Here is an 18,587-nt window from a genome sequence, read left to right as displayed (position 1 = left end):
GGATAAGGAGCAGCCATGTCCAACGCACCCACGCACTCTGTCCACAGCGCAATCGCAACAGGTCCGCTGCTCCTGCTCCTCTTCCTGCTTTTCAGCTGTCTGGCACCGGGAGCCGCATTTGCCGTCGATGGCTACGATCAGCTCGGCTTCCGCACCATTAGCGACGATTGTGGACCCTTCTTCATCGGCAAATATGAAGCTCAGGACGCCTCGATTGCCTACTGCATGAACCAGGAACGCCCCGGGCCCACCAAGCCGGGCGGCCCATGGCTCAACTTTGATCAAGGCTGGGTGTGGCTCGACGACGAGTTCGCGGCAATCGTTTGTCACGGATATCCTACCGCCGCGTCGTTTGGCGGTTATCATCTTTCACCAGATCGCGCCCGCGCCGCCACCCAGCTTGCCGTATGGATGCTCAACGGCACTACCCATGTCGACGGCACCTACTCCTACACGACCGCTCAGGGCAAAACCAAGAGTGGGCACTTTACCGCCGACAATGAAGTCGTGGCGGCTGCGCGGTGGCTCCACGACAACGCAAAATCAGGAAGCATCAAAGCTGCTCCGCACCGCGCGCGGCGCTATTTTGGAACCGTATCGAGCGGCAGCAAACGTCAAGACATGCTCTATGTACTGCCGGCGGTCTCTGTTTCCTTCCAAAAGCAGTCTGCGAACACCGTTATTACCAGCGGAAACAATACCTATCAGTTTGACGGGGCAACATTCGCTGTTTTTGAGAGCGCCAGCGACGCACGTGTCGGCACCATCCAGATGGACGGCAACGGTCGAGCGCAGGCAGCACTTCTGCCCAATACGGCATACTACCTAGTTGAAACGAAGGCGCCGGCCGGCTATGTCCCCCGTCGTGATCGCATCGCCTTTACCACGGGGAATGACGGTGGACAGGTCGCCATTGATGAACAGCCCGGCACCATCAACCTGTGTATCGTAAAACTCGATGCCGCGACGAATGCCGGCCCCCAGGTGGGATCTTCACTCGCAGGAGCAGAGTTCACGTGTGTGTCGCAATCAACCCCCGGATGGGCGCAAATCCTCACGACCGACGAAAGCGGTCGAGCCACCCTCACCGATGTCCCCCTAGGAACCTTTACCATCTATGAATCAAAAGCCCCCGAGGGCTACCTGCCATCCAACGACAGCTGGTCCTATACCGTTGGAGCCGACCAGCTCGGTGATTCAGGCGTGGTCGAGATCGAATCGCGCGTTTCCGATATCCCCATTGCGTTTGACCTTGAGATTTCCAAATTCAAGGACTACGGCAATAGCGATCAATCCGGCCTGGAGCAGCCGGCGGGAGGTGTTGTCTTTGAGGTTGTCAGCAACAGCTCTCAGCAGGTTGTTGGCACACTGACCACAAACATCTATGGCTTTGCCTCCACCAAAGATCAGCCCGAGGCATGGCTCGGCGCAGGCAAGCGACCCGCCGGTGTCCACGGAGCCATCCCATACGACCGCGCCGGCTACACGGTTCGCGAGGTTCCGGAAACCGTCCCCGAGGGTTTTAAACGGGCAGGGGAATGGACCGTCGGGGCCAATCAGATTTCCGACGGCGCCGAGCTTCAATATATCGTGGACAACCACGCTCTGTCGACGCATCTCCAAATTGTAAAACGCGATGCCCAAACAGGCGCTTCTGTTCCACTAGCCGGATTCACCTTCCAACTACTCGACAGCAATCACGAACCTGTCTCACAAACTTGCTGGTATCCAGCACATAACGTAATGGACACCTTTACGACTGACGCGACCGGGACCATCACACTGCCCGAATCGCTCGTGCCGGGCACCTATTATGTACGCGAAACCTCGGCCAAAGAGCCCTATCTCGTCGGCAAAGAGATCGAGGTAAGTATACCCGCCGACATGAACCTAACACCCGTTGCAATCGCCTCGTATTATGACCACGCCGCGACCGGAAACATCAGGATCGTTAAAACCGATGCCGTAGACGGCAGCAGCCTCGCGGGCGCCATCTTTGAGATCCGCGCCTCGGGTGATATCGTGCGCCCCGACGGTAGCATTGCCGCGCTCGACGGTGAGACTGTCACTACTGTCATTACGGATGAAGCTGGAGAAGCGCGCGCGGACGACCTCCCGCTGGGATCTGGTACCGCGCACTACGAGGTTGTCGAGACTCAAGCGCCGGCAGGCTTCTTACTCGACCGGACGCCCTATATCGTAGACCTCGCTTATGCCGACCAAAAAACGCCCGTTGTAGAAGCACGGCTTAACGTATCCGACGATTACACCAAGGTTGATATCTCCAAGGTCGATGCAAGCGGAGAGCAGGAAGTGAAAGGCGCACAACTCACCTTATATGGTCCCGATAAAACCGAAATAGACTCCTGGACCTCATCCGACAAGCCGCACCGCGTCGAACATCTTGCACCCGGCACCTACTCGTTGCGCGAAATGATGTCTCCGCGGACCTATGACCTTGCCGAGGAGATAACGTTTGAAATAAAGGATACGGGAGAAGTCCAATCCGTCGCGATGAAGGATGCGCCCATCGAGATCAAAGGACAGGTCGACAAGCGTCAGGAGCTTGTCCAACCTATCGGGAAGGGTCTGCTGGCCAACGGCGATGGTAAAAATCGCGCCGCAACGCAAACCAATACGGACGGACTTTTCTCCTATACCATCGACGCTCGAAACGATTCAGCTACCTGGGTTGATGAGTTCACAATTACCGATGATCTTGAGTGTGCCGAGGACGATGCGGCGAGATTCGTCTCAATCGAAACTCCCGTCGCCATCGGCGACCTCAACGGTCTGTGCAACGTGTGGTATCGCACGACGCCGTTGGACTCGACAGACGTCGATGAGCCGGCAAACGCGACACTTGACGATGGGCACGAAAATCCTTGGCTTGAGTCCGACGAGGTAAAGGAGAGCCTTGGTGAGGACTGCCGCCTCGTCGATTACGACGGCTGGCACCTCTGGAAGGCGGATGTCTCGACCACGGAATCCACCACACTCGAGGCGAAAGAACTCGACCTTGCATCCAATACCGTCGTAACGGGTATTCGCATTGAATACGGTGCAGTAGCCGCCAACTTTACGACTCGAAGCGATGCAGATTCCTGGACCCGCGATGATCTCAAAGATGAGCACGACGACCTTGACGATGCCAAAGCAATCCTTGGCACAGACGCTCGGGGCGCAGTCGTGCACATGCAGGCAACGTCGGCTTATACGCCCCAAACCGCACTCACCAACAGCGCGCGCGTCGATCTTTGCCGCAACGGCGGCGGCGATAAACTTGAGTCACATGACGAGGACCGTGTCATTCAACGCTGTACCCTACCGCAGGACCTACCGGCAACAGGATCAGTTCCCATCGCCGCTTGCATCACCGCGCTCCTTACCTCGGGTGCCGCAGCCATATGGTTCGCTCGCCTTAGGTCGATCCCAAAGAAGCTCTAGCGCGATAAAAAAGCGGGCGCGCCAGTCCCCCGGCTCGCCCGCTTTCAATCATTTAAATCGCCGTATCTACTCTGCAGACGAAGATCCACCATCAACGATTGCCTGCTCGGACTCAGGAATCCCATCGGCACCCGTGCTCTGTTCTTGCTCCACCTCTTCGCTGATTACGGAGGCGGGGGTCGAGCCCTTCGCACCCACGATGTAGGCAGCCCCAAATCCTAACGCAATGGCGATCAAGGTCAAAATCACGTAGACAGGCCAATGGCGCTTAATATACGAAAACACGTTGACTCCTTAGAGCTCCGTCTACGAACGGCGGATAACCTCGGTCACGACCTCGGATACCGTGGCAATGTTCGTCGGGTTGACATTGTGGGGCAGGTCGTCCTCGGTACGAGCGCAAGCCAGGCGCGTGCCGTCCACGCCGGCGATGGTGAGGGCTCGGCGGCTCGCCTCGAGCGCGGAGTAGGCATCGGTCTTGGCATAGGGCATCTCGAGCGCGCCACAATCGACATGGAACGACTTGCACACCTTGCTGACCAGGTTCATGATGCGGCGATCGCCCTTGAGCAGCTGCTGTTCGCCCTCAATCGTCACCACCGAAAGCCTACCGGCGCCGACGGATTCAAGATTGATGAAGAATACGCCGCGGAGCTTATCGCGATGCGAAGCCAAGAAGGCCTTCATACCGGCGCCATCACAATCCGAGGCGCCCGTTGCCACAAACCAGATATCGTGACCGAGCAGCTCATCATCGCCCATAGAGGCGACAGCCGAGAGCATATCTTCGGAAGAAGCGCCGTCGGAAGACGTAGCGCCGCCCTTCCAGCCATCGTTATCGTCCTCGAAATTATCCCACGAACCGATGCCGCGACCGGACTTCTTGGCATCGTAATCGTCTTCGACGCCCAGCCAATCACTCATGCTGTCCTGTTCGTTTTTCTTTTTACGACCGAACAGGCCGCCCAGGCCGCGCTTGCGAGACTTGGGTGCCGCCGGGGCGGGAGCCGAAATAGTCTCGATCGGCTGAGCGCCCGACGCAACGGGCATAGGAGGCGCAACGGGTGCCGATGTGGGTTCGGGACCCTGAGCGGTAGCAAAGGGGTCGTTGACCTGTGCGGAGGGGTCGGGAAGGTCGAACAGCGACGTGCGAGACGCAACGTTTGTCTGCTTCATCGACGGCAGCGACGGATCGGGAACCGAAGCCAGCGGAGACGAGGAGGGTGCAGGCGACGGTGCCGACGCCGGATCGGGAACATTCATCTGCGGACGCGGCGATGCTTGGGAGGAAATCTGGGCCATAAGGGAATCGACCGTTTCGTCCTGAGTGGGAGCGACATCGACAACCGTGGCACCGGAACCACTCGGGATCGGCATGGTGAAAATCTGCGTGGAGTAAGGCCTCGACCCATCTGTCTCGGGAGCCTCGGAAACCGCAGGCACTTCCTCCTGCTCGACCTCGGTCGAATCACCTTGATCGGCTGCCGCGTATTGCTCTTCGTCACAGTTGACCTCGACGGGCTCGTGCCCGACGACATCTTGGATTTCGGCAGCATCAATAGGCTCGTCATCGTCTGCCGCGTCGCCCTGCTCATCGGAAACAGGAAGGGGCTCGGCAATCGCGGTGCCTTGCTTTTCAAACGTTATCGTGGAATCGAACTGTGCGGCATCAAACGACATGGTGCTATCGACGTGCTGCTGAGCCTCGAAAGACGTCGTCGCCTCAGCAACATCCGCGGACGCCGGTTGCTGGGACTCAAAGGACGTCGTAGCTTCGGCAGCGTCGACGGGCACGGACTGCATAGCCTCGTTCTGCTCGAGCTCTTGCGCCGCGCGCTCACGTGCCGCCTCGGCTGCCTGCTGCTGAGCGATAGCCTCCTGCTCGGCAGCCTCGCGTGCGGCAGCGCGCTTCTCCTCGAAATCGTCGACAAATTTCTTGCCCTTTGCAAGCGCACCCTTAAAGAAGTTGGAAGCACTGGCGCCAATCGAAGAGAACGCGGATGCAATATCGGCATGGGGCGTTGCCGCGGGAATCTCGGCCGAGAAATCAGTATCGCTCTCGTAAGACACGCGCCTCGGCTGTTCAACGTAATCGTCGTCAGACTCGTCCGTAACGTCTTGCGCCGGCGCGGCGGGAGCCAAAATGTCCAGTCCTGCCGCGGGATCGATCGCGGACACCGCCTCGGGCTCGGCAACGGCAGCGGTAACCGCGGCAGACTCATCATCCACGGCGACAACGGGCGCAGGTGCAGTCACGACGGGGGCAGGCTCGGGCTCAAACGTCGGCTCCTCGCCTTCCTCGTAATCGAGCGTGCAGGACTCGGGAAGCATTCCGAGCGCACGGATGGCATCCGAACCAAAGCGGATGTTGCCGGCGGCATTGCGATAGAGCTTGGGCTCGGGCTCGGCCGCGACAGGCTCCTCCGCCGGCTCGGCAGCGGGAACCTCGTCATTGAACTCTTCGGCCTGGACAGCCTGATTCTGATCCTCGGGCACGATGGCGCCAATCAGCGTCTCGTCGGCAGACGCACCCTCAAAGCCCTCGATCTGCTCGTCGAAAGCCTCGCCCTGTTCGGGCTCGGTCTGAGCGTCGGAAGCAATCGGCTGGCCGAACTCGTCCTCGGCGTAGGTAGGCTCTTCATACTCGATGGTGTTGCCGTAGTCGTTTTGCTGTTGGGCCGCGGCATACTCCGCCGCTGCGCGCGCCATTTCCTCGGCACGACGCTTCTGCTCCCCAAAATAGGTATCGAACGGAACATCGTCGGGAAACTCGTTTTCGCCCTGGAAGGGAGCAACGTTGTCCATAACGCCGAGCATAGCGGCGACAGAAGACTTGTTGCACACTGCGCCGGACGTATAGGGAAGCACAAAACGGTTAGAAATGATGTTTGCCGCGTTGGCGAGCGCAACGAGGGAAGCGAGGATCGCGACAATCCACAGCAGAACCTTGAGCGCGCCGGGGAGCGGCAGGATACGCAAGATGGCAACGGCAGCAGGGGCAACCGTGGCAACGGGCAACAGCTTGGCGATGAGCGCACGATAAGAAGCATAGGGCTCGCGGGCGAGCAGCTCAGCACGGGGAGAGTCGTAGTGTGCGACAACGACCACCGGGCGGTTGCGCGGAGACGCGAGCGGGCCCGAGGCCTTGTGGTAGGCGATGACATTTTGGCTCACGCCCGTCTTGCCCAGGCGCGAAACCACGGGGTGGCCCGTGCGTTCGAGCACGTAAAGAACGGCGCCGGCAATGGCCAGCAAGGTGCCGACCAAGCCGTTGCCGCCGCCGATGCCCATCAGTAGGGCGCCGGCAAACGCAAGAATACCGGTAACGGCAAATGCCAACCTACTGGGCGCCGGGGCATTGAACTCCTGAACCTCTGGATCAAAGCCGTGGTTGCGGAAGATCTGAGCGATATCCTCGGCAGCCAAGCGCTCTTCTTCGCTGCATGCCGGCGTAATGCCGGTGTTCTGCAGCAGGTGGTTAATATAGTTCTGGGTGTTCGCCATGTGCGCTCCACATCCATAATCCGACAAATAGGCCCAATGCATGCACATTAGAACCGTATATAGTCGAAAGTATACCCCGAGCGAGCGCAAACGACCGAATTCGGGCCATCTTAACGCCCCGAGCGGACAAGGATATAGCCTAATCTCCATATCGGACTAAAATCATGGCAGCAAACCACCTTCTCATGCGAGGACTCTATGACGGCAAGCGACGCGACCGCGACAATTAAAAAGGAAAATTCGGAGCCCAGTTTCGATAAAACGGCTCAGCGCATCCTCAATCTTTTCTTTGTGCTCAACAGCTCCCCCGAACCGCTGACGACCGAGCAGATCGTCTTGGATTCTGACCTGGGATATGGCTCGGGCAACATCGACTCTGATAAGCGCAAGTTTCGGCGCGATCGTGACAAACTGCTCGAACGCGGCATCCTAATCAAGGAGGTTCGCCCTGCCGGCGCGCAGGAGACCGAGGAAAGCTCGTGGACAATCGACCGCGAGCACACGTTTGCAGCAGGTGGCCTCATCACCGCAGACGACGCCGACATCCTACTCAACGCCATCGACCAAACGCTTGCAAGCGGCTCTTCCACCTTTGCCGCACCACTTGCCGATATTCGCTCCAAGATTGCCTACCTCACCGGCAGGACGACGGCGGACGAGGCGACGATCAGCCGCTCTCCCACCGTCGATGCGGTTTGGAGCGCCTTTGCCGAGCGATGCGCGCTGCGATTTTTATATCAGAACGGACGCGGTGAGCAAAAAGAGCGTACCGTCTGCGTCTACGGCATGTTCGAGCGCGAGGGCGTGGCGTACTTCTGCGGCCTCGACAATGCCACCGACGACATCAGGACATTCCGCTGCGACCGTATCGTTCGCGCTTGGCGTCCTTCGAAGGCCTACACCATCCCTGCGGACTTCAACCTCAACGACTACCTGTTCTTTGAATTCGATTTTGCCGACCGACCGTCCGTTGCAGCTACGTTCTCATTCGCCCCTCAGACGCAGATCGATATGATCAACGGTCTCACGCGCGGGCGAGGTAAGCTCGCACACACCGATGCGGGATGGATCTGGACCGTTGACGTGCGCGACCTTGAAGCCGCCGCTTCATTTTGCATGGCCCACGCCATGGACGGCATGAGGCCCATGGCCCCCAAATCGCTCAAACAGGCGTGGAACCACCTCATCGAAAGGACGGTGCACGAGCATGCCCGTGCGTAAACTCACCAGCGAGCAGAGGCTCTCGCGCGCCATCGACATCATGGAGGCCCTCTACGCCGCCGGCGAGAACGGCATGACTCGAAACGAGATTTGCAGTCGCTTTGACATCACGGGGGCGTCGCTCGACGAGATTCTCGAGATCGTCTCGACGCTCGCGGACCGAGAATCGGGCGCGCGCATCATCTGCGAATGCCACGGCGAGCGTGTGGTCCTCACCGGTGACGCCGGTCGTGTGCTACCGCTGCGCCTGAGTGCCGCCGAGGGCGCCGTGCTCAACCACGAGCTTGAATCGTTGGGGATCGAGCCGCAGACGGCGGCTCGGATTCGATTTGCTCTTCTACCCGAAGAGCTCGGCTATAACCAGCGCGTCTTTGACACCGTCAACCACGGGTCGCACTGGCAGCAGCTGAGCTGCGCCATTCAGGACGGCGTTCGCTGCCGTATCTCGTATCGCTCGATGGACGATGCACGGCCACGCGAGCGTCTGGTCGACCCCTTGCGCATTACGGCAAACGGCGACCAAACATACCTGATTGCCTGGGACATCGCAGTCGATGAGCAGCGCACCTATCGCATGGATAAAATCGAGGGACTCGCCTTAACGGAAGACTCCGTCGTGCCTCACGCACCGGACGTCGCATCCCTCCACGATTCCCTTGCCCGGACGCAGCGCAGCGCAAAGCTCTTGATGCCATTCGATATGGCGGAGCATCTGGACTGGGCCGGCATCACCCTAATCAAGCGCAGCGGGACAGACATGGCAACGGTAACCGTACATTACGGCTCCGAGCGTTGGCTGCTGAGCCAGATAATCGCAGCGGGCGGAGCCATCCGCATCTTGGATGACCCCGCCCTGTCAAAGCGTCTGTGCGATATGGCAAAAACCCTCGTCTGTCCGCTTTAGCGCCGCCGCTCGTGGCGTGCACGCCACAGCTGTAGATAGTGCCCAATCTGCGCCGATTCGATGCGCTGGTAGGAGCTCGTGGGCAGCGACGTTAAGAACTTCTTGCCATAGCCCTTCGTCACCAGGCGAGGATCCGCCAAGATCAGCACACCGCTATCGGTCGACGAGCGAATCAAACGCCCCGCGGCCTGCTTAACCTCGAGCACCGCCTCGGGCAGCGAATAGCGCGCCCATGCGCGGTCTTCGCGCAGGTTGCGCTCGCACGAGAGCGGGTCCGTGGGGCTTGAGAACGGCAACTTGGGAATGATGACGCAGCGCAGCGTCTCGCCGCTGGCATCAAACCCCTCCCAGAAGGCCTTGAGCGCAAAAAGCGACGAGGTCGGTTCGTTGATAAACCGGTCGCGCAGGCGACGAGGAGATGAGTTGCGCTGCTGGCAGTTGAGCTCCAGACCCGCACGGGCCATCTTGGGCTCAACGCGGGCGTATAGGTCCTCCATGTCGCGCCGATTGGTGAACAACGTGAGCACCGATCCGCCCATGGCAAGATGGGCGTCGACCAGTACGCGCTCGAGCGCCGTAAGATAGCTCTCACGATCGCGCGGATCGGGGATATCGCCCGCAACGACTACAGCCATGTTCGAATCGAAGTCGTAGCTCGAATCCAAGTGCAGCGATGACGACGTTGAAGCACCGATGCGATCAAGGCCGACCGCATGGTTAAAGTGCTCAAAGCTTTTGGACACCGTCATGGTCGCCGAGGCAAAGATAGCCGTGTGAACCTCGGGTAGCCACTCGGTTGCCAAAGCCTCGCCAATGTCGATGCGCTCTGCGGTCATCGACTCTCCGCCGGCACGAAGTCTGCGATTGACCTGCAGCGAATACACGTAGTGCTCATCGGTGCCATCAATGATGAGTTTGAGGTTCTCGGCCAGCTCGTGCAGGCGGCGCGAGATATCACCCAGGTCGACAACAACCTCGGGCTTGTCGGCGGCGACGGCTTGCACCAGCGCGTCGACGCTCTTGTCAGCTTGTTCCAATGCGTCGATGCCAGTGTAGGCCGACTGTAAGAAATCATGCCAGTCGTCTGATTCGCGCAGCTCGGGGCCAATCCATAGATTGGCATTGTCATAACCCCCACGCGCACGGCGGCCGAGCTCGCGAACGCCATCGAACACGTCGGCGATTGCCATGCTCGCGCGGGCAACCGTCGACGTCGCCTTGGCAGTAAGGCCCAGATAGAGCGTAGAGCCCTCGGAGGTTGCCAAATCACGGGAAACCTGGCTTAGCGCGCCGGTGCTCGAGCCACCCAGGCGCTCGAACAGGACGCGTGATTCGTCCGCCGACACCACGCGCGCCCACTGACGGCGCGCCTCGCGCTCGATGGAATGGGCCTCGTCGATTACCCAATGACGAATCGGCGGCAAAATCCTGCCCTCGGCCGCGACGTTGCGGAACAGCAGGGAATGGTTGGTGACCACCACATCGGCATGCGTCGCACGACGGCGAGCGCCGTGGACCAAACATTTATCAGGGAAAAACGGGCAGAGGCGACGAGCACACTCGCGCGAGGCCGTCGTAAAGTCGGGACGGTTGACGCTGCGCCACCGAATGCCGAGCGAGTCGAGGTCGCCATCGGCTGATTGGCAGACGTACGCCATAATGACCGCGACCGCCGTGAGCGTGTCCGCCGGATCGCGCTTGGTGGTAATCTCGACCTGGCCGCGGCTCATGCGCTCAAGCTTGCGCAGGCACGGATAGTGGTCATACCCCTTGAGAGCGCAAAATGACAGACCACCGTCCAGTTGCTCCGCAAGTTTTGGCAGCTCATGGTACATGAGCTGGTCGGCAAGATTGTTCGATTTGGTCGCAATACCAACCGTGATGTTGTTACGGCGTGCTGCCTCGGCAAAAGGCACCAGATAGGCCATCGATTTGCCGACGCCGGTGCCTGCCTCAATTACTCGATGAGTGCCCGTGACCAGCGCATCGCGGACCTCGAGCGCCATCGCGATCTGCTCATCACGCGGCTCGTAGGTGGGATACATGCGATTGACCAGGCCACCTGGCGCATAGTCTGCCTCGATCTCCTCACGACTCGGCATCTTGAGAACCGGCAGTTCATCGGCGTCCACCCGATCGTCGGCGCGATCGGCCTTGAGAACGTCAGCACGAGCGGCGCTGAGAGAGAAGATGGAACCAGGGTTCTGCCCTGCCAAGAATGAGAAGATAGGACGATAGGACCAAGGCACGTCCGGATGCATGTCGGCTAGGCGCGCCATGAGGCCCTGGGGCAAGTCGGTGAGCGCCACGAGCAACACGCGCCATACGCCACACAGGGCGTCGACGTCGGCATTGGCACGGTGTGATACCGAGTCGCAGCCAAACAGATCGGCCATAAAAGACAGCTTGTGCGAGGCCAGGCGCGGAAGCGCGATGCGCGACAGCGCCAGCGAATCGATCCAAATATCGCTCACGTTGACGCCGCCTTTGACCGACTCGATAAACGAGCGGTCGAACGTGGCGTTGTGTGCGATCACCGGGCAGCCACCGACAAAATCGGCGAGAGCGGCGACGGCCTCAACCGCCGACGGGGCATCTGCAACATCGGCATTTGTAATGCTCGTGAGCTCGGTAATCTCGGCGGGAATCAGCTGCCTGGGATGCACGAAGGTATCGAAGCGGTCGATGACCTCGCGGCCCGAAAGACGGGCCGCCGAGATCTCGATCAGCTCGTTGTCCTGCACCGAAAGACCCGTGGTCTCGGTATCGAGGATAATCACATCTTCCTCGATAAGGCCGAAGGACTGCGTTTTGGCGCGGTCGGCAAGCGTGGCATAGGAGTCGATGACAAACTGCGGCGTTCCCGACGAAACCGCGTCCTCGATTAGCATGCAATGCCCGCTCGACGAAGGCCCATACGGATCAGGCTGTCACAGACCTGCGGGAACGTCATGTCGTCGGTGTGGCGGATCTCATCCGGATACAGCGACGTATCGGTCATGCCGGGAATGGTATTGGTCTCGAGGATAACGGGGCCGTCCTCGCTCACAATAAAGTCGCTGCGCGAGATACCCAGGCAACCGAGGGCCTTGTGAGCGGCACAGGCAAGTTCCTGAGCGCGAGCGTAATTCTCGGGTGAAATCTGCGCCGGAATGCGATGGATATCCGTAGGGTCGACATACTTCACGTCCAGATCGTAGAACTCGCAGTCCTCGGGCTTACGAATCTCGACAATCGGCAGGGCGCGTACGTCATCTTCGCCGTATACGCCGACGGTGATCTCGGTACCCTCGATGCACTTCTCGACCAGCACTTTGTCGCCGTACTCAAACGCCTTGGCGATTGCCGCGGGCAGCTCGGAGGGCTCATGGACCAGGGAAATGCCATAGCTGGAACCGTTGACGGCCGGCTTCACAAAGCAGCGCTCGCCACAAACCTCGACGATGTGATCGATATCGACTTCGTCGCCCACCTCGAGCGCAAGGCCGGGGGCAATGGGAATGCCCGCCTTGGCATATAGGAGCTTAGAGACCTCCTTGTCGGCACCGCAGGCGCTGGCAAGTACGCCCGAGGCCGTGTAGGGGATACCCAGGGTCTCCATGGCACCCTGCATGGCGCCATCCTCACCGCCGGCGCCGTGCATGGCGATAAATGCCACATCGAATCCGCCGGTCGCCATGGTTACCATAAAGTCATCAGCGGCCGTGTCAAGCAGCTCCACCGAGGTGTAGCCGGCTTCCTTCAGTGCCGCCACGACGTTCTTTCCCGAATTGAGCGAGATCTCGCGCTCGGCGGAATGACCGCCCGCCAAGACCGCTACGTGCATGTTCTCTAGGCTTTTACCCGGCATGGGCAGACTCCTCCTCTATAATTTCTGCAGCTGATACCATATTGTAGCGATACACTCTACGTTTCCCCAAAATCGAAAGGCTTCCATGAATCCCAGGACTAAATCTCAGGACATTCGCGACTTGAGCCAAAACGATATTCGCGAGCTCGTGGCCGAACTCGGCCAGCCCGCCTTCCGCGCAAAGCAGCTCATCGAATGGGTCTTTGAGAAGAACGTTTGTTCGTTTGACGATATGACCAACCTTCCTAAGGCTTTCCGCGAGCAGCTTAAAGGCGCTTTCGCCTTTGACACGCCGACTGAACTCACCAAGCAGGTTTCCAAAGATGGCTCTCGCAAGTATCTGCTCGAGTACCACGACGGCATTTCCGTCGAGACCGTCGGCATGCCCCGTCGTAATAAGCTTTCCGTCTGCGTTTCCACCCAGGCAGGCTGTGGCATGGGCTGCGCCTTTTGCGCTACTGGCCTCAACGGCCTCAAGCGCTCTCTGACCGCTCAAGAGATCGTCGACCAGGTACTTCATGTATCCAACGACTTTGGCGAGCGTGCCACGAGCGTTGTCTTCATGGGCCAGGGCGAGCCGTTTGCCAACTACGACGAGGTTCTCAAGGCACTGCGTATCCTCAACGACCCCGATGGCATCGGTATCGGCGCCCGTCACCTCACCGTCTCTACCAGCGGCGTTATTCCTGATATTCGCAAATTTGCCGACATACCCGAACAGTTCACGCTTGCCGTTTCCCTTCATTCCGCCATCCAGTCAACGCGCAATAAACTCATGCCAGGTGTTAAGAAGTACACGCTGCTTCGCCTTCACGAGGCGCTTCAGCTCTACACCGAGAAGACTGGCCGCCGCCCGACCTATGAGTATGCCATGATTGAAGGCGTCAACGATACGAATCCCGAGATGCAGGCGCTCTGCGACTTCTGCGAGGGAACGCTGTGCCACGTTAACTTGATTCAGCTTAACGACATCGAGGGCAGCCCGCTCAAGCCGTCGCCGATTCATAAGGTTGAGGATCTTCAGCGCCGCCTTGAGTCTCGTGGCATCGAGACCACAATCCGTAATTCTCGCGGCAATGATATTGATGCCGCCTGCGGACAGCTGAAGCAGCGCTTCAAAGTTCAAAAGAACGCATAGGGGAGTCACACCCCAAAACGTTTCATGTGAAACATCGAGCAGCCCCGGTTGCAGGATATGCAACCGGGGCTGCTTCATTTATTGACTTCGATTATAAATCAGCTGCTACTGGTCCCATTAATAACAGCCAAAATAAGGGGTCCTTGTCGTGTGAATCAGACAAGGACCCATCAAAAAGTGCTGGGTAATTGTTAGGTACCTAATAGCCTACATTTTCCCATTGATTGCTAACCCAACCTTGATTAATTTTGGGATTCTTCGTTACCTGAGCAGTACGCATGGCAACATCTTCTGTCATAACATCCATTTTCTTCTTGGACGTATCAACGATATCTTGCGCACCACGAAGCAAACGACCTCGGAGCTCATCGTCTGTCGCAATCTTATAGCCAGCAAAGGCACCAGCCGCGACAGTCGTCGCCAATGCAATCGCAGTTAAAATCTTATTCCTCATCTTGGTCTCCTTGATCAAACTGAATCATTTCACCAAGAATACGAGAGAGCTCTTCCTCGTCTTTAAACTCAATCTCAATCTTATTCTTTCCACGTGAGCTCTTCACACGTACGTTGGTATTAAATACCTGACGAAGTACGCGGGCAGCCTTTTTAAAAGACTGAGGCGTGGCAGGCCGCGGCGTCTTAGGTGTCTCTCCGGCAGAAAACAACGGAGCAAGATTTTCTGTCGCTCTAACGGAAAGGCCCTCTGCAACAACCTTCTCAGCAAGTCGAATTCGAGCATCCTCATAGGGAACTGCAAGAATAGCACGTGCATGACCAGCTGTAAGTTTACCTTCAAAAATCATCTGCTGAACAACTTCGGGGAGATCGAGAAGGCGCAGCGAGTTTGTAATTGCAGAACGTGACTTGCTTACCGCCTTCGACAATGCCTCCTGGGTCATACCGCTGGCATCAATGAGCTGGCGATACCCCTTGGCCTCTTCGACAGGATTCAGATCAGAACGCTGAAGGTTTTCGATAAGTGCAAGAGCCAGCATCTCTTCATCATTAACATCTTTAATGATGACAGGCAGCTCCTCAAGACCAGCAAGCTTTGACGCCTGGTAACGACGCTCACCAGCGATGATCTCATAGCCGTTTCCATGCTTGCGAACCAAAAGCGGCTGCAAAACACCATGTTCTTGGATTGACTCACTCAACTCGCGAAGTTCAGTTTCGTTAAAGTGAATTCGTGGCTGATTTGGGTTAGGAACGATATCCTCAATAGGTAGTTTTGCTTCAGATGCAGCATTTGAAGCAGATGCAGCCGAACCACCGGTCTCATACTCGGCCTCTGAGACCAAAGCATTGAGTCCACGTCCCAATCCGCCACGTTTCTTTGCACTAGGCACGCTTGATCACCTCTTTTGCAAGGTTCATATATGCTTTTGCACCCTTATTTTGTGGCGCATAGGTAATTACCGGCTCTCCAAAAGACGGAGCTTCGGAGATTTTAACCGTACGGGGAATCAGTGTCTTAAACGCCTTATCACCAAAGTACGATTGAACTTCCTCAACAACCTGATTCGACAGAGAAGTACGCGAGTCATACATAGTCATAAGCACTCCATAGGTGTCTAAGCCCTTGTTCAGACGTGATTTGACCATCTTCATTGACTCAAGCAGCTTCGTAACACCCTCGAGTGCGTAATACTCGCACTGGATCGGAATCAATACGCTATCTGCTGCAGTCAAGGCGTTAATAGTAAGCAGGCCGAGCGATGGAGGACAGTCAATAAAAATGAAATCGAACTCATTCTGAATCGGCTCAAGCAAATCTTTGAGGCGGGTTTCACGAGCAATTGCACTTACGAGCTCAATTTCGGCGCCTGCAAGCTGAATTGTAGCAGGAATTACGAATACCTTTTTGCAATTTGTATCAAGAACAAGCGATTCTGCCGGCACATCATTCAACAATGCATCATAGATGCAGTGATCAAGGTCTTCTTTTTCAATTCCAAATCCACTGGTGCTATTTCCCTGCGGATCAAAATCGACAATCAGTGTCTTACGACCCTGCTCACCCAATGCTGCCGCAAGGTTTACAGCCGTCGTCGACTTACCAACGCCGCCTTTTTGATTGATGATTGCAATGATACGCGTGTCTTTTGCGCTCTTAGAGCGCTTAACGTCGCGAAATCCCACGGTCCCTCCTGGTGTGTATTAAAGCTGTCAAACGGAGGATGTTTCACGTGAAACATTCCGAATCGATATCAACCGCCATGTTTCACGTGAAACACTGCAAGTTGTTAATATCCATTATGTTTCACGTGAAACATCTAGGCAAGCGGATTCTTCTTTGCCATGCCATTTGCACGAGGCAATGAAACGGATGCCGGATGACTCTTTTTAAGAACAATAAACTCCCTGTGGCCCAAGCCCTCAGGCAAATCGATTGCATCATTCAGAAGCAAAGTGAAGCCGCAGATCTTAGCTGCTGACATGCCGGAAGCAAGCTCCTCATCCGAAGGATTGCCTTTGGTGACAACAAATAACCCTCCATCCTTGAGATACGGAGCCGCATACTCAACAAGAATCGGTAGAGGGGCCAGTGCGCGGGCGGTTACGACAGAGAACTGCTTCTTATGGCTTCGAGCATATTCTTCAAGACGATAATGAACCGCATGAGCATATTTCAATCCAAGAGCATGAACAAAAGAATTAACGGCATCAACCTTCTTGCCAACAGAGTCAATATAAGTAGCTTTACGATGCGTGGTTATGGTTAAAGGAATACCAGGGAAGCCAGCACCTGTTCCCATATCGAGCAAAGCCCCATCAGGAGCCTTATTGATATAGGGGAGCAAAACTAGTGAGTCGAGGATATGAAGTATCGCAGCATCTTCTACGTTAATGATGCGGGTAAGATTCGTTGTCTTATTTGTTTCCAGAACTAAATCCAAATGCTGAATACATTTCATCAGCTCAACATCAGTTACGCTCAAGGAATACGCATTGCAATAGGAAGTTAGACGACTCAACATCTCGTCAGCTTGCTGATCAGTAAGCACTAACAACGAAAGCTCCTTTCTGACAGAAATCAGTGTATCGAGAACTTTTGACAAAAAAAGGGGACGTGGAAACCACGTCCCCTAAGCATAAGCTCGAGTAGATTATCGAGCAACAATCACAACATGGCGATCGGGATCAGAGCCCTCGGAATGAGTGTCAACGGCATCGTTGCCGCGAAGGGCAATGTGAACCAGTCGACGCTCATAAGCATTCATGGGCGGCAAGGAAACACTCTTATGAGTGCGAATGGCGCGCTCGGCAGCGGACTGCGCCATGGAAGCAACCTTGTCCTGTCGGCGGCTCTTATAACCCTCGACGTCCACGACGACCGGATACCTAAAGCCAAGCTTGCGGCTCACCAGCAGCGAGAACATAACCTGAAGGGCATCGAGGGTACGTCCATGACGCCCAATGAGAACAGCAAGATCCGGAGCCGTTACATCCAAAATCAGCTCACCCTCGTCGCCCTCATACTCATCGATAGGAGAGTTGGCGGCATCGAAGTGCGAAAGGATGGAACGCAGGATGGAAATCGCGACATCGGCAATGGTGTCGAGCTCCTCGTCTGTCAGCTCTTCACCAGCCTTGTAGCGCTGTGCAATCTCGGGATAATCGCCCGCGACCTGCGGGGCAACCTCCTCAAGCATATCCTCGATGATCTCTTCAGACATAACGTACTCCAAAAGTTAGGTACCTAAATAAGATTACTGTCCCATTACTTCTTCTTGTGCGGGCGCGGCTTCTTCTCGCGACGAGTGACCTCGACCTGCAGCGGAGCGTTCTTAAGACGCTCCTCCTCATCGGCCTTAGCCTTGTCAATAACCTTCTGCGTCACGAAGATCTGCTGGATAACCTGCCAGGCAGAGGACACATCGTAGTACAGCAGAACGCCGACGGGCAGGCTCCAGCCCATCCAAAGCATCATGACCGTCATGACAACGGCCATCATACGCATGCTCTGCGCCTGCTGGCCGGTCTGATTGCGCGACATATAGAGCTGCGGAATCAAGGTCAGGACGGCAAAGAGGATCAGGCAGATCAACGCAGGCAGTGCGACCATAAAGCCATCGGCAAAAGAGGCGCTCGGCGTGGTGGTCAGGTCGGGCAGAATATTAAAGAACGAGAACGTGCCGTCGTTAAAGTAGTCCGGCAGGTTACGCAGCAGCGTAAATAGGGCGAACAGGACAGGCATCTGGATCAACAGCGGCAGACAACCAGCCATGGGATTGAACTTGTTCTCGCTGTAGAACTTCTGCATCTCCTCGGCCTGACGCTGGGGATCGTCGGCATAGCGCTCCTGGATCTCGAGCATCTTGGGCTGCAGCACTTGCATGCGAGCCGTCGACTTGGTCGACTTGAGCATAAGCGGCGTCAGCAGCAGACGGATGATGACCACCAGGATGATGATGGACAGGCCCCAGTCGACCGCAAAGGTCTGGATGAGCTTGAGCAGCTCGAAAAGGATGTTAACGATCCAATCCCACATGTAAGTTTTCCTCCGATAGCGAGTGCCC

The 18,587-nt window shown here is 56.9% G+C and carries 14 protein-coding genes; 4 read left to right on the top strand and 10 right to left on the bottom strand.

All coding sequences use genetic code 11. The features are described from left to right. Positions 1–15 precede the first annotated feature (15 nt). The gene (locus tag DWZ22_RS01995) at positions 16–3,447 is read left to right on the top strand and encodes a SpaA isopeptide-forming pilin-related protein (RefSeq protein WP_118405300.1); all 3,432 of its coding nucleotides are present in this window, start codon (positions 16–18) and stop codon (positions 3,445–3,447) included. A gap of 66 nt (positions 3,448–3,513) precedes the next feature. On the opposite strand, the gene DWZ22_RS01990 is transcribed toward DWZ22_RS01995, so the two are convergent. Further along, on the bottom strand, positions 3,514–3,732 hold the full coding sequence (locus DWZ22_RS01990; RefSeq protein WP_118405299.1) for a hypothetical protein: 219 nt from the start codon (positions 3,730–3,732) through the stop codon (positions 3,514–3,516). A 21-nt stretch (positions 3,733–3,753) separates the two neighbouring features. Then, a complete protein-coding gene (locus DWZ22_RS01985) occupies positions 3,754–6,951 on the bottom strand; it encodes a hypothetical protein (RefSeq protein WP_118405298.1) in 3,198 nt (1,065 codons plus the stop codon). Between the two features lie 198 nt (positions 6,952–7,149). On the opposite strand from DWZ22_RS01985, the gene DWZ22_RS01980 reads away from it, so the two are divergent. Beyond that, a complete protein-coding gene (locus tag DWZ22_RS01980) occupies positions 7,150–8,172 on the top strand; it encodes a YafY family protein (protein ID WP_117855532.1) in 1,023 nt (340 codons plus the stop codon). Further along, entirely contained in the window at positions 8,159–9,076 is a 918-nt protein-coding gene (locus DWZ22_RS01975) for a YafY family protein (RefSeq protein ID WP_117855531.1), read from the top strand. The genes DWZ22_RS01980 and DWZ22_RS01975 overlap by 14 nt, the downstream gene beginning before the upstream one ends. Here DWZ22_RS01975 and DWZ22_RS01970 read toward each other — a convergent pair. Further along, positions 9,073–11,967, bottom strand: a complete 2,895-nt coding sequence (locus DWZ22_RS01970; protein WP_118405297.1) for a helicase C-terminal domain-containing protein — start codon at positions 11,965–11,967, stop codon at positions 9,073–9,075. The two genes, DWZ22_RS01975 and DWZ22_RS01970, sit on opposite strands and share 4 nt — an antisense overlap. Next, positions 11,961–12,926 carry a D-alanine--D-alanine ligase gene (locus DWZ22_RS01965; RefSeq protein ID WP_118405296.1) on the bottom strand — a complete coding sequence of 322 codons (966 nt, stop codon included), beginning with the start codon at positions 12,924–12,926 and terminating at the stop codon, positions 11,961–11,963. The genes DWZ22_RS01970 and DWZ22_RS01965 overlap by 7 nt, the downstream gene beginning before the upstream one ends. A gap of 85 nt (positions 12,927–13,011) precedes the next feature. On the opposite strand from DWZ22_RS01965, the gene rlmN reads away from it, so the two are divergent. Beyond that, positions 13,012–14,064: a 23S rRNA (adenine(2503)-C(2))-methyltransferase RlmN gene (rlmN, locus tag DWZ22_RS01960; RefSeq protein ID WP_117794613.1), complete on the top strand. Its 1,053-nt coding sequence runs from the start codon at positions 13,012–13,014 to the stop codon at positions 14,062–14,064. Between the two features lie 199 nt (positions 14,065–14,263). Here the strand turns inward: rlmN and DWZ22_RS01955 are convergent, their stop codons facing one another. From DWZ22_RS01955 to DWZ22_RS01930, 6 genes are all read right to left on the bottom strand, one after another. Further along, on the bottom strand, positions 14,264–14,518 hold the full coding sequence (locus DWZ22_RS01955; RefSeq protein WP_022093798.1) for a hypothetical protein: 255 nt from the start codon (positions 14,516–14,518) through the stop codon (positions 14,264–14,266). After that, positions 14,508–15,413 carry a ParB/RepB/Spo0J family partition protein gene (locus DWZ22_RS01950; protein WP_199406604.1) on the bottom strand — a complete coding sequence of 302 codons (906 nt, stop codon included), beginning with the start codon at positions 15,411–15,413 and terminating at the stop codon, positions 14,508–14,510. Before DWZ22_RS01950 ends, DWZ22_RS01955 begins: the two co-directional genes overlap by 11 nt. Next, the gene (locus DWZ22_RS01945; protein ID WP_117734820.1) at positions 15,406–16,206 is read right to left on the bottom strand and encodes a ParA family protein; all 801 of its coding nucleotides are present in this window, start codon (positions 16,204–16,206) and stop codon (positions 15,406–15,408) included. Before DWZ22_RS01945 ends, DWZ22_RS01950 begins: the two co-directional genes overlap by 8 nt. A gap of 134 nt (positions 16,207–16,340) precedes the next feature. Then, positions 16,341–17,072, bottom strand: coding sequence for a 16S rRNA (guanine(527)-N(7))-methyltransferase RsmG (gene rsmG, locus DWZ22_RS01940; RefSeq protein WP_233546424.1), 732 nt, complete (start codon positions 17,070–17,072; stop codon positions 16,341–16,343). A gap of 102 nt (positions 17,073–17,174) precedes the next feature. Then, complete coding sequence (locus DWZ22_RS01935) at positions 17,175–17,744, bottom strand: R3H domain-containing nucleic acid-binding protein (RefSeq protein ID WP_022093802.1); 570 nt, start codon at positions 17,742–17,744, stop codon at positions 17,175–17,177. A 44-nt stretch (positions 17,745–17,788) separates the two neighbouring features. Then, positions 17,789–18,559 (bottom strand): YidC/Oxa1 family membrane protein insertase, encoded by a 771-nt coding sequence (locus DWZ22_RS01930; protein ID WP_117734818.1) that lies wholly within the window; start codon positions 18,557–18,559, stop codon positions 17,789–17,791. Positions 18,560–18,587: the final 28 nt, after the last annotated feature.

Origin of the sequence: Collinsella sp. AF31-11, assembly GCF_003475605.1 — a bacterium.
Lineage (GTDB): Bacteria > Actinomycetota > Coriobacteriia > Coriobacteriales > Coriobacteriaceae > Collinsella.
This window is presented reverse-complemented; position numbering and strand designations above follow the sequence as displayed.